The organism is Streptomyces sp. ID05-26A (genome assembly GCF_033794685.1).
Classification (GTDB): Bacteria; Actinomycetota; Actinomycetes; order Mycobacteriales; family Pseudonocardiaceae; genus Lentzea.
Genome location: NZ_JARAYZ010000001.1, coordinates 2,344,680 through 2,356,301 on the forward strand (window position 1 = coordinate 2,344,680; position 11,622 = coordinate 2,356,301).

15 protein-coding genes and 1 tRNA gene are annotated in these 11,622 nt (G+C 64.8%); 13 read left to right on the forward strand and 3 right to left on the reverse strand.

Annotated elements, in window-relative coordinates; all coding sequences use genetic code 11:
* Positions 1–241: 241 nt before the first annotated feature.
* From PV646_RS11640 to PV646_RS11680, 9 genes are all read left to right on the forward strand, one after another.
* Positions 242–718: a hypothetical protein gene (locus tag PV646_RS11640; protein WP_258946797.1), complete on the forward strand. Its 477-nt coding sequence runs from the start codon at positions 242–244 to the stop codon at positions 716–718.
* A 268-nt stretch (positions 719–986) separates the two neighbouring features.
* Positions 987–1,259, forward strand: coding sequence for a hypothetical protein (locus PV646_RS11645; protein WP_258946798.1), 273 nt, complete (start codon positions 987–989; stop codon positions 1,257–1,259).
* Positions 1,260–1,261: 2 nt separating this feature from the next.
* On the forward strand, positions 1,262–1,681 hold the full coding sequence (locus PV646_RS11650) for a hypothetical protein (protein WP_090074559.1): 420 nt from the start codon (positions 1,262–1,264) through the stop codon (positions 1,679–1,681).
* Between the two features lie 21 nt (positions 1,682–1,702).
* Entirely contained in the window at positions 1,703–1,894 is a 192-nt protein-coding gene (locus PV646_RS11655; RefSeq protein ID WP_500341429.1) for a hypothetical protein, read from the forward strand.
* 195 nt (positions 1,895–2,089) lie between these two features.
* Positions 2,090–2,308: a hypothetical protein gene (locus PV646_RS11660; protein WP_500341430.1), complete on the forward strand. Its 219-nt coding sequence runs from the start codon at positions 2,090–2,092 to the stop codon at positions 2,306–2,308.
* Positions 2,309–2,478: 170 nt separating this feature from the next.
* The gene (locus tag PV646_RS11665) at positions 2,479–3,765 is read left to right on the forward strand and encodes an FtsK/SpoIIIE domain-containing protein (protein WP_500341431.1); all 1,287 of its coding nucleotides are present in this window, start codon (positions 2,479–2,481) and stop codon (positions 3,763–3,765) included.
* Positions 3,762–5,372, forward strand: coding sequence for a replication initiator (locus tag PV646_RS11670; RefSeq protein ID WP_500341432.1), 1,611 nt, complete (start codon positions 3,762–3,764; stop codon positions 5,370–5,372). Before PV646_RS11665 ends, PV646_RS11670 begins: the two co-directional genes overlap by 4 nt.
* An 18-nt stretch (positions 5,373–5,390) precedes the next feature.
* A complete protein-coding gene (locus PV646_RS11675; protein ID WP_090074583.1) occupies positions 5,391–5,570 on the forward strand; it encodes a helix-turn-helix domain-containing protein in 180 nt (59 codons plus the stop codon).
* Positions 5,571–5,647: 77 nt separating this feature from the next.
* Positions 5,648–6,847: a tyrosine-type recombinase/integrase gene (locus PV646_RS11680; protein ID WP_500341433.1), complete on the forward strand. Its 1,200-nt coding sequence runs from the start codon at positions 5,648–5,650 to the stop codon at positions 6,845–6,847.
* 90 nt (positions 6,848–6,937) lie between these two features.
* Here the strand turns inward: PV646_RS11680 and PV646_RS11685 are convergent, their stop codons facing one another.
* On the reverse strand, positions 6,938–7,159 hold the full coding sequence (locus PV646_RS11685; RefSeq protein ID WP_500342363.1) for a DUF2188 domain-containing protein: 222 nt from the start codon (positions 7,157–7,159) through the stop codon (positions 6,938–6,940).
* Between the two features lie 339 nt (positions 7,160–7,498).
* Here PV646_RS11685 and PV646_RS11690 point away from each other — a divergent pair, with 339 nt between their 5' ends.
* A complete protein-coding gene (locus tag PV646_RS11690; protein WP_500341434.1) occupies positions 7,499–7,846 on the forward strand; it encodes a helix-turn-helix transcriptional regulator in 348 nt (115 codons plus the stop codon).
* Positions 7,847–7,866: 20 nt separating this feature from the next.
* A complete protein-coding gene (locus PV646_RS11695) occupies positions 7,867–8,388 on the forward strand; it encodes an ImmA/IrrE family metallo-endopeptidase (protein WP_500341435.1) in 522 nt (173 codons plus the stop codon).
* A gap of 106 nt (positions 8,389–8,494) precedes the next feature.
* Here the strand turns inward: PV646_RS11695 and PV646_RS11700 are convergent.
* Both PV646_RS11700 and PV646_RS11705 read right to left on the reverse strand, forming a co-directional pair.
* Positions 8,495–8,579, reverse strand: a tRNA-Ser gene (locus PV646_RS11700).
* Between the two features lie 27 nt (positions 8,580–8,606).
* The gene (locus PV646_RS11705; RefSeq protein ID WP_500341436.1) at positions 8,607–9,083 is read right to left on the reverse strand and encodes a MarR family winged helix-turn-helix transcriptional regulator; all 477 of its coding nucleotides are present in this window, start codon (positions 9,081–9,083) and stop codon (positions 8,607–8,609) included.
* A 118-nt stretch (positions 9,084–9,201) separates the two neighbouring features.
* Here PV646_RS11705 and PV646_RS11710 point away from each other — a divergent pair, with 118 nt between their 5' ends.
* On the forward strand, positions 9,202–10,917 hold the full coding sequence (locus tag PV646_RS11710) for a bifunctional metallophosphatase/5'-nucleotidase (protein ID WP_500341437.1): 1,716 nt from the start codon (positions 9,202–9,204) through the stop codon (positions 10,915–10,917).
* Positions 10,918–11,014: 97 nt separating this feature from the next.
* Positions 11,015–11,575 (forward strand): hypothetical protein, encoded by a 561-nt coding sequence (locus tag PV646_RS11715; RefSeq protein WP_500341438.1) that lies wholly within the window; start codon positions 11,015–11,017, stop codon positions 11,573–11,575.
* Positions 11,576–11,622 lie beyond the last annotated feature (47 nt).

Sequence of the window (11,622 nt, forward strand, 5' to 3'; positions counted from 1 at the left end):
GCGTATGGCGGGCGCGGGTCGTCCGGGTCGAGTGCCACCTCTTGCTCCTCTTCTTGTGGGCGTTCCGTTTGAGGTATCGCCAAACAGAACGCCTTCAGAGTAGGGCAACTTGTCTAGCCCGCCTAGGAAGCTAGCTCACCTGCGAAAACGTCGGCGTGCTTGACCTGGCTAGACAACCTAGCTAGCTTGTAACTTGTCTAGGTCGTACAGACGGCCTAGCAGGGCTAGGGAGGTTGCAGTCATGGCAGTTCCATACGGCACTCGCTTCGAAGCGGCGTTTGACCAGGTCTTTCCGCAGGGCGCGCTGATGGTTGGCGTGGTCGCCCCGGACATGGAGTACATGAGCAACGAGGACAAGGCACGCGGTAAGCAGGCCAAGCAGAAGGTGGACGAGCGGTCCGGCAAGCGTCAGTGGAAGGTCGTCGTCACCGACCCGTCGGCTGAGAAGGAGCGGGACGCGTCGGTCACGATCACCGTGCTCGCGGACGTTCAGCCCGTCCCTCCTCAGGCCGTGCAGGTCATGCCCGGCGTCGAGGTTCGGCCGGTCGCGTTCGAGGGACTGACGGTCGAGCCGCGCGTCATGGGGGACCGGTTCAAGTACCAGGGCTTCACGATCCGGGCCACGGGTATCAGCGCTCCTCAGGTCGGGGCTCCGCCCAAGCGTGAGAACAAGCCTGCTGGTCAGCAGGGTCAGACCGATCAGAAGTCGGCGGCCTAACAGTGGCGCGGCCGTCGCGTGAGGCGGTCGCCCGGTGGAACACCGCGTATGCGGAGCAGACGGCGGCCCTGTTTGCGGCGTCCCGTACGGGCGACAAGCAGGCACTTCTTCGTCTGGCTCTGGGCTACTCCGCGGTGGCGGAGGCGTGGCGGATCTTGGCCGCTGATCTGGCGGTGCCGCTGTGGGCTCGTCACGCCTGCTCCATTGCCGCTGAGGAGTTCGAGCGTCGCGCGCGGCTTGAACAGTCCCGTTCTGGGGAGGAGTCGTGATGTTGAAGCTCATGATCTCGCCTGGTCCTGCGGCGTCGGCAGACATCGTTGCGTGGCCCGACTCGGCTGCTGCGGAACATTGCCTGCGGCTGAACCTCGACCCGGCGCAGATCGCTATCCACGTGCCGGACGGGCCTGATGGTCGGGAGCAGTTGGCGGCGTTCCTGCGGACGCTGTCGCAGCACGCCGGCCTGTTGGCTGCGGTGCTCGAACCGTCCAAGGGTGCTGGCTGGGTTGGCAACACGCCTGGGCCACTGACTGAGTGGGGTTAGCCATGCTCGACGAACTTCAGCTGTCTGACGCGGTGCTCGGTGAGTTCGCGGACGACGTGCAGGTTCAGCTGATGCTGGTGGCCCTGCTCGACGATCCGTGGAGCTTGTGGACCGTGCCGAAGCTTGCCGAGTTTCTTCGGCAACCGCTGTGGACCGTCTACCGGCGGATGGAGCGGTTGCGCCGCTGTGGATTGGTGCAACGGGTTCCGTTCTGGCCGGAGCAGGAACGGCCGTGGCGGTACTGGGTCTCGCCGGACGGGCTGCGGTCGTCGCGGTGGCTGATCCGGGCGAACTTCGAGGTGCTGCACGTGATGGCGGTGCCGCTCGGGTTGTCGGTGCGCAAGGCGTTGGGTTTCGGCCCGGTCCTCGACGCCTGCCGGTGTGACTGTGGCCGGTGCTGTTGCGGGCTTCCGCACATCTAGCCGCGTTAGGCGGTGGTGCCGGTGAGGCCTCGCCTGCTGGCTCGGTTGATGTACCGCATGAACCTGACCGCGAAGCACCCGGTGACCGGGCGGGTTCGGATGGAGTACCGGAACTGCTCGCGCTGTCTGGGTGGCGGGTGGTTCCGCAAGACGGAGAAACGGCCGCTCTGCTCCTGGTGCAGGGCGCTCGCGAAGAAGCTCGGTCAGAGCTGATCCACAACTGAACAAACAGCGTTGGTGTGTGTCGCGCGGAAACAGTCCAAAGTCTTGGCGGGCCTTGACTGTTCCCGGCGACGTACACCGACTCGAACGACCCTGAAATCGTTGGGACACAAGGAGATTCGAGTCATGCATAGGGTATCTGTGCGCACCTGGGGTGCGTCAAGTCGACAGGATCGGTTCGCCGCGATGGTGGAGCGTTTGCAGACCGTCGACACCTACACGGTGATGATTGATGGCGGTGGGCTGGTCAGCCTCGAACTCACTCAGGCTCAGGCTGAAGGGTTCGAGTGCCTGACGTGCAAGCGCCTGTGCGGCAACGGATTGAGCGCATTCAAGCCCGTGGGGTTCATCCCGAGTACCGGCATGGTGTTCCGCTGCGTCTCGTGCTTGGACGGTGCGGCATGAGCGGGACGAAGTGGGTCGATCCGGCTCCGTTCGAGGGTGCACGGCCGCGTTTCCCTTGGTGGATCTGGCTTCCTCGGTGGGCGAAGGTTGTTGCGGCACCGTTCGTGCTGGCGGGGTTCGCCGCGTGGCTCGGCGTCCGCCTGGTGCTCATCGTCGTGCGGTACCCGGTCGTGGCCGGCCTGGCCGTCGCCGGGCTCGCGACCTATCGGAAGTTCGGGCTCTCGCCGCTCGTGCTGGCGCTGCTTACGCTCGTCGCTGCGCTGCTGATCTGGTTCGGGCTTCATCGGCCGTCGTTTCTGCGGTACTGCTGGTACCGCACGGTCACTGAGTGGCGGCGGGCCACGGTCTATGTGCCGAAGTGGCGCACGGTCATGCGGCTGGCCGACCTCGCCAAGGAACACCGGCGCAAGGAGTACCTGCCTGAGCTGCGGCGAGTTCGGGCTGAGGGCTGGCGGGACAAGGTCCGGGTACGGATGATCCCCGCGCAGTCTCCAGAGCAGTGGGAAGCGCGTCGGGACAACTTGGCGCACTCGTTCAACGCTCGGTCCTGCCGCGTGCGGGTGCTGAAGCCTCGGTTGCTGGAACTCGATTTCATCCACGCTGATCCGCTGGCTCGGCCTGTGGCGGTTCCGCCGCTGGGGGATTCCGCGGAGGTCGACCTGAAGAAGCTGGTCGTTGGGAGGACGGAGACCGGTAAGCCGTGGCGGTTGAAGCTGCTCGGCTCTCAGATCCTCGTCGTCGGTGTCCCTGGCGCGGGTAAGGGCTCGGTGCTCTGGTCGATCGTCTGGCAGCTCGCCCCCGCGATTCGCGCCGGCCTGGTGAGGCTCGTGGGCATCGATCCCAAGGGCGGGATGGAACTCGGCCAGTGTCCGGATGCCTTTGACAAGGTCGTCTACGACAACGGGCCGGAAGCCGTTGAGCTGCTGGAAGAGATCGCTGAGGAGGTCAAGGCGCGCGCTTCGCGGTACCGGGGCGTTCGTCGGCTCTGGACTCGGAACGCTGGTGAACCGTTCACGGTCCTGGTGGTCGACGAGCTGGCGGACCTTGTTGCCTACCAGCAGGACAAGCAACTCCGGGAACGCGCTGGGCGTGCTGTCCAGACGATCAGCTCGCAGGGACGGGCTCCCGGTGTGGCCACGGTGGCGCTGGTGCAGGACCCGCGCAAGGAGGTCGTGAGCTTCCGGCACCTGTTCACCACTCGGGTGGCGCTGCGCCTGGACGAGCCGATTCAGGTGGACATGGTCCTGGGCGATGGCGTTCGGCAGCGTGGCGCGGCTGCTCATGAGATCAGCGAGAGCACGCCTGGTGTCGCCTGGCTCAAGGAAGACGGGCAGCGCGAACCGGAACGCGCGAGGGCCTTCCACGTCACGGACGCGGACCTGGTCGAACTGGGCGTCTATTTCGCCCCGGCCACCGTTCACGACTTCCCGGCAAGCAGCGAGCGGAGGGCAGCATGAGCACGAACGTCACCACGTTTCCCGGCGATGTTGCAGGCCAGTCCCGCGCGGAGCGGATGAGGCAGCCTGCCGCGCTTGACGTCACCAAGGCCGCTGCTGAGCAGCATGGCGTGTGCGTCCGGCCGTTCACGATGGAAGTCGAGGACCACGAGTCCTACGAGGTTCGGTACGTCGCGGTCCCGTGTGGCTCGACGATCGAGAGCGTCTGCAAGCCCTGCGCCAAGAAAGCCAAGGCGTTGCGGATGGCTCAGTGCCGCGAAGGCTGGCACATGGAGGTGGAGCCCGACTTCACGCCGGAACCGCCCACAAAGGACCAGACCGAGCTGTTGGAGTACCGCGCTGACCTCATGAAGGCCTTCAAGGAGGAAGGCAACTCGGCTGAGGCGGACGAGCTGCGGGAGGAGATTCACAGCGTCGACGACGAACTTCGGCAACTCGGCGTCCGTGGTCGCCTGCCTTCGCCGGACGATCCCGGCAAGCGGCCTGTGAAGCGCTCGACGAAGCGTCGGCAGGATGCGCCGGACCTGCCTCGGCGGCGTGTGGAGAAGCGAACGGTTGGACGGGAGTTCGCGGGAGCCTTCCGTCCCTCGATGTTCGTGACGCTCACCCTCGACACCTACGGCAAGGTGCGCGACGACGGCACGCCGGTCGATCCGGACAGCTACGACTACCGCCGTGCCGCAAGGGATGCCGTGCACTTCGCGTCACTCGTTGACCGGTGGTGGCAGAACCTTCGGCGGGTCGCAGGCTGGGACGTCCAGTACTTCGCCACGGTCGAGCCGCAGAAACGCGCTGCTCCGCACCTGCACGCGGCACTCCGCGGTTCGATCCCCCACGAGGTCATTCGCCTGGTCACGGCGGCTACCTACCACCAGGTGTGGTGGCCCAACCACGACGAACGCGTCTACGTGGACCAGCTGCCGGTCTGGGACTTCAACGCCAAGGCGTTCATTGATCCGGACACCAGAAAGGCCTTGACCACCTGGGAAGACGCGGAGGTCGAGGAACCGGCGCACGTCGCGAAGTTCGGTCGCCAGGTGCACTCCAAGGGCATCCTCGGCGGCTCTGAAGAAGCTGGGCGGCACATCGGCTACCTGACGAAATACCTCACGAAGTCCATTGGTGAGGTGGTCGAACAGGACACCGAACGGCAACGCCGGCATGCGGACCGCCTGGCCGACGAGTTGGCTGTCACGCCCTGCTCGGACCGGTGCGCGAACTGGCTCCTGTACGGCGTCCAGCCTCGCGGCGCGAACTCCCGCATAAGCCCAGGACGATGCAAGGGACGGGCTCACCGCAGGACCACGCTCGGACTGCCTGGGCGGCGGGTTCTGGTGTCCCGCAAGTGGTCGGGGAAGACGCTCGCGGACCACAAGGCCGACCGGAAGCGCTTCGTGCTCCAGGCGCTCAAGGCCGTGGGGATCGAGAAGCCGGAGAAGGACCCGACTCGGCTCGTCTGGCACAAGGTCCGGCCCGGTGATCCGAACGTGCCGCCACGGGCTCACCTGCTCATGCACGCCATTGCCCAACGCGTGACGTGGAAGGCCGAGTACGACCGCGCACTGCTCGCGGCTGGGCCTCCAGATCTTTCGGCAACTGCGGCCTGATCAACCAAGGGGGAAGACATGAACGACATCGCGTATCGCGTTGAGGAAGTCGCTCGGGCCCTTCGGGTGGGGCGGACGAAGGTGTTCGACTTGATCAGGGCCGGTGAGCTGGTGTCCGTCAAGATCGGCGGGAGTCGTCGGGTTCCGGCCTCGTCGGTGCAGGCGTACCTGTCTCGGCTGATCGCGGAGGCTGCGTGATGGCCGGGGGCAAGCGGTCCAACGGTGAGGGCTCGGTCTACCAGCGCAAGGACGGGCTGTGGGTCGGCGCGGCCTACGTGCTCACCACGACCGGGCACCGCAAGCGCGTCACTGTTTCGGCAACCACGGAGTCGGAGGCCTGGAAGAAGCTCAGGAAGAAGATCGCCGACTCCGACGCCGGCATCCCGGTAGCTGCGGAGACGTGGACGCTGGAGAGCTATCTCAAGTACTGGCTGTCCACTGTGGCCGCGACGAAGAGGCCTCGGACGGTCGAGGGGTACGGCGTGGTCGTGCGGCGGCACTTGGTGCCCAACCTCGGGACGAAGAAGCTCCATCGGTTGTCGGCGCAGGACGTCCGGACGTTCATCACGCGGCTCCGGAACGACTGCCGGTGCTGCGCGGAGAAGATCGACGCCAACCGGCCGAAGGATGCTCGGCGTTGCTGTGCCAAGGGGAAGTGCTGCAAGACGGTTCTTTCTGACCGGACCATTCAGCAGATCCACGCTGTTCTGAGGAATGCGCTGGCGCACGCAATGCGGGAGGAGGTCGTGCCGCGCAACGTCGCCAGGCTCGTTCAGGTCAGGTCGCCTCGGTACGACGTCAATCGGGGTCTCAACGCCGATCAGGCAAAGGCACTGCTCAAGGCGGCTGAGAACGATCGGTTGAAGGCGCTGTACGTCTTGGCGCTCTACCTCGGAATGCGGCGGGGTGAACTGCTCGGCCTGAGGTGGAAGGACATCGACTGGGACGGATGGGACGAGCCCTGCGCGGAACACGGGGACGACTTCTGTGAGGACTGCGCGGAGCAGTACGCACCCACGTTGCAGATCCGTCAGACGCTTCAGCGGGTTGGCACGAAGCTCGTGTTCGTTCCGCCGAAGACGGGCCGGTCAGAGCGGGTCATGCCACTGCCGCTGCTCGTTGCCTGGGCGCTCGTCGATCACTGGGACCTCCAGGACGACGAAGCGGAGGCTGCGGGGGACAGGTGGGAAGCGGCAGGGCTGATCTTCACGACAATCCTCGGCGGGCCGATCGATCCGACCTACCTCCGGTCGAGCTGGTACCCGATCCGGAAGCGCGCCGGCCTCGATGAGGTGCGCTTCCACGACATCAGGCACTCGTGCGTGACGCTGCTGCTCAGGCTCGGCGTGCCACCGCACATCGTTCGGGACATCGTTGGTCACTCGAACATCGAAGTGACGATGATGATCTACGCTGCCGTCTCCCTGGAGGACAAGCGAGAGGCCCTGCGGAGGCTGACGGAGACTTTGGAGTAGACCACTTCGTCCCGACTTGGTACCTTGGCGATAAGAGGACCAGGCCGATAACCGCGGCCTGGTCCTCTTATCGTTCAGAGCTGACGCAGATCAGCCCTTCGGCGGGTACGGGTCGTTCCCGTAGGTCCACTCGAATTCGATCGTGCCGTTCGCACGACGCACTTGGAGCTGGCTGGGCTGATTGGCGATCGCCACCGAGCGACCTGCCTGAACAGCTGGCTCCTTGGTGTAGTGAGTTGAGAGCACCGTTCCGGCGTGCGTCACCTGCCAGAACGTGCCATTGGGACTTACGACGTACAGATTCCGGCTCATCTTGATCACTTCTCCTTGCGGACGCCCTTGAACGGCGCCCCGTCTGACTTGCCATCCATGAACTGACCGTCCGGACCCCGCTTCACCCACGTACCGGTGCGGGGATTGAGCGTCTGAGATCGCTGTCGAACCGCACCGACCCGCGACCCATGACCCGTGTTCTTCGCCATGATCAACCTCCAGTGTCACCACCACCGACAGCCCCTGGTGGGATGTCAGTGGTGCTGACACTAGGCCGTTCGAGTGGCGGTGTCAACTGCCTCGGCAGAGTGACGCCTGAGCGAGGGTTTACAGGGCAAACGTTAGCCAGTAAAATTAAGTCAAAAACGGAGCCCCACGATGCAAAGTCAAAGCGAGCGCGAGGACGCCTTTTATGCGGACGTCGGAAAGATGATTAAGAAGTATCGGGTGCAAGCTGGATTTACTCAGGCCGAGTTGGCCTCAAGAATTGAAATGACACGGTCTTCTGTTGCCAATATTGAGGCCGGGCGCCAGAGGTTCCCACTGCATGTTCTAGCTCAGCTAAGTGAAATCCTTGAGTCGCAGCCTTCTGTGCTCATTCCTGCGAAGAGTTATTTCACGGCAGATTCAGCATTGAGTAGAGAGACCCATGCGGAGCTCGACGAGATCTCCAGCACGGCACGCCGGTTTGTAGAAAACGCCATCCTCGGTTCCCGCCGCACATAGCCTAAGTGATGGTTTCCGCCATGAACGCAGAAGACCAAGCCGCCGCTATCCTGGAGAAGTTCCAGGTAGAACAGCCTCCTGTACCTATTGATCTCCTGGCGGAGCAGCTAGGAGCGCAGATCTCTTATACTCCGTCAACCGGCCCAGAGTCCGGATTTGCGCTTAGGTCGGCAAGAAATGACGCATGGGTAATTGGCGTAAACAGCAACACGAGTAGACGTAGGCAGCGCTTTACAATCGCGCATGAGGTTGGACATCTACTCATGCACGAGGGGCGAGAGTTGATCGTCGACCAATCGGTTAGGGTGAACTGGAGAGATGATGTCTCTAGCATGGCAACGGACAGAGAAGAAATAGAAGCGAACCGCTTCGCTGCCGCAATATTGATGCCTCGCCGGATGGTCATCGAAGCCATCAAGGAGCGCCCTAAAGCGGGGAGCGAGTCGAGAGACGAACTCATTGCATCATTGGCGCGTGCGTTCGATGTCAGTACCGAGGCGATGGGGTACAGGTTGATCAACCTGGGGATCTTGTCGGCCTAACCTCAAGTTGGACAGTCAGAACGTCCGCCAAGCGGTTGCTACACCCGTTGCTACACCAGAGGGGGTGTGACCAGCCTGAACGGCCGGTCACACCCCCTCTGAACTGCGGAAGCGGAGGGATTTGAACCCCCGGACGGTTGCCCGTCTCCCGCTTTCAAGGCGGGTGCATTCGGCCGCTCTGCCACGCTTCCCAACCCCGAAGGGCGTCGACCCAAAGCCTAGCCGTTCGACTCCCGCAGGTGTGTCATGACCCGGTCGAACACCTTGGCCAGCACCTCACCCTCCTCGGGCGTCAGCAGGTCGACGATGTGCTCGCGCACGCCACGCAGGTGTGTCGGAGCGGCGGCGATCAGCTGTGTCATCCCGGCCGGAGTCAGCTCCGCCAGCACCCCGCGTCCGTCCTCTGTGCACTCCCGGCGGGACACGAGACCCGCCTTCTCCATGCGGGCGACCTGGTGCGAGACGCGTGACTTCGAGGAGGCGACGTCCTCGGCGAGTTGGGTCATGCGCATGCGCTGGTTCGGTTGTTCCGACAGGCGCACCAGGATCTCGTAGTCCGCCAGTGACACTCCGTGGGTGTCCTGGAGCTCTCGGTGCAGACGGTCCATGAGCATGGAGGAACCGTTCACGTAGGTGCGCCATGCGCGCATCTCGCCCTCGTCGAGCCAGTGCGGCTCCTGCTCACTTGGTGTCACGGGAACAAGACTAAGCCTGACCATGACGATCCTGTCGTACCTCTGGAAAACGCGGCCCCAAAAAGGCAGACTCCCGGGCCGTACACGCGCGTTAACCAAGCCTTGAAAGGCTCCATCCATGAGTTCGTTCAGACGGCTTTCCGTTCTGGCGATCACCGCCGCCGCGGCCACTGTCATCAGCGCTACCGGGCCTGCCCAGGCCGATGCCCAGTCACTGCGCGGTCGGGGCACGGTTGACGTGCGCCTGATCGGCATCAACGACCTGCACGGCAACATCGAGCCGCCCAGCGGGTCTTCCGGACGCGTCATCCTGCCGGACGGTACGACCGTCGACGCTGGTGGCGCCGCGTTCAACGCCACGCACATCAAGAACCTCCAGAAGGAGGTCAAGAACTCCGTCATCGTCGGGCAGGGTGACCTGATCGGCGCGTCGCCGATCGTGTCCGCGCTCTTCCACGACGAGCCGACGATCGAGGTGCTCAACAAGGTCGGCATGGATGCGACCGCTGCGGGCAACCACGAGTTCGACGAGGGGTACAAGGAGCTGCTGCGCATGCAGCACGGTGGCTGTCACCCCGTGGACGGGTGCCAGTTCAGCGAGAAGTACAAGGGCGCGAACTTCCCGATCCTCGGTGCCAACGTCACGCAGGCCAAGAACGGGCTGCCGGCTCTGCCGCCGTTCTGGGTCGAGATCCGGGACGGGATCCCGATCGGCTTCATCGGCATGCCGCTCAAGGACGTGCCGATCCTGGTCGACCCGAACGGCATCAAGGAGCTCAAGTTCGGTGACGAGGTGAAGGCGGCCAACAAGTACGCCAACCTCCTCGACGCCATCGGCATCAAGTCGATCGTGCTGCTCGTGCACCAGGGCGACCAGGTCACCTCGACCGGTGGAGGGCCCAACGCGTGCAACGTGGCTCCGCAGAACCCCGGCAGCTACATCGCGGCCAACGTGAGCCCGAAGATCGACGCGGTCTTCTCCGGCCACAGCCACCAGCACTACAACTGCGTGGTCAAGGACCCGGCCGGCAACCCGCGCCCGTTCATCGAGGGCCTGGCCTTCGGTCGTGAGCTCAGCGTCGTCGACCTGAAGATCGACCGCCGGACGCGCGACGTCATCCGCGGCGAGACCAAGGCCGACAACAAGATCGTCACCCGCACGGTCACTCCGGACCCGCAGATCCAGGCGATCATCGACCTCGCCAAGACGAAGTCGGCCCCGATCGCGAACGCTCCGATTGGCACGATCACCGCGGAAATCAACCGCGTGGCGACCGCGGCCGGCGAGACGCCGCTCGGCATCCTGATCGCCGACTCGCAGCTGGAGCAGACCAAGGGCGCCGGTGCCGTGCTCGCCCTGATGAACCCCGGCGGTGTGCGGGCGGACCTCACGTACGCCAACTCGCCCGCGAACGAGGGCGACGGTGTGGTCACCCGCGGTGAGGCGTTCAGCGTTCAGCCGTTCGGCAACATCCTGCAGACGGTGACGCTGACCGGAGCGAACATCAAGAACGCCCTGGAGCAGCAGTTCACCGTGGCCAAGAACACGATCCTGCAGCCCTCTGCCGGCTTCTCCTACAGCTGGTCGACGTCCGCGCCGATCGGCTCGAAGGTCTCCGACATCAGGATCAACGGAACCCCTGTCGACCCGAACGCGAGCTACCGCGTGACGATCAACAGCTTCCTGCAGGGCGGCGGTGACGGCTTCAGCGAGTTCACCAAGGGCACCGCCATCACCGGTGGTGGTATCGACCTGGACATGTTCGCCGCCTATCTGGCAGCGCACCCGAACCAGGCGCCGCCGTCGACCGACCGCATCAAGCTGCTGCCGTAGTCACATCACGCGGCTGAAGGCCGTCTCGGCGACGAAAGTCGCCGAGACGGCCTTTTTCGTGTGCCCCGTTGCTCCATTTGATCTAGGGTGAGGGCCGATGTCGTGGTTGCGTCGGTTCCTCCTGCTCGCCGGTCTGGTGACCGGTGCCTGGCTGCTGGGCGGCTCAGGCCAGGCGAACGCCGACATCCGGGTCGAGATCGACCAGCTCGCGATCGAGGTCGAGCTCCCCGTCGTCGACATCGCCGTCGAGGTCGAGACCGCGCCTCCGTCACGAGAGCAGCCGGTCCCGCCGAAGTCGGAACCGCGCGTCGAGGCACCCGAAGTCGTGCTCCCGGCCCCGCCGGCCCCTGAGGCGGAAGCACCCGCACGGGCCGAGGTGGCCCGCCAGCCGTACGTGCCTCCAGTTCCGGCACCGCTCACGGCCGAGCCTGCGAACCCCGTGCCTCAACAGCCGCAGTCGCAACCGCAGGCCGAGCAGCCGGTCCCCGGCACGCTCCCGCAGAGCGGCGCGGGGTCGAGCACGAGCACCCAGATCCCGGCGGGCACGCTGCCGCACGCGATGCGGCCGCCCACCACCACAGCGTCGGAAATCAGCACCGAGCGACAAGACGTGCCACGCGCCGTGCACGTGGAGGAGCCGACGTTCTCTCCCGACTGATCCACCAGTGCCGCACACAGCACAGGGGATCCGTCACTTTCCAGGGA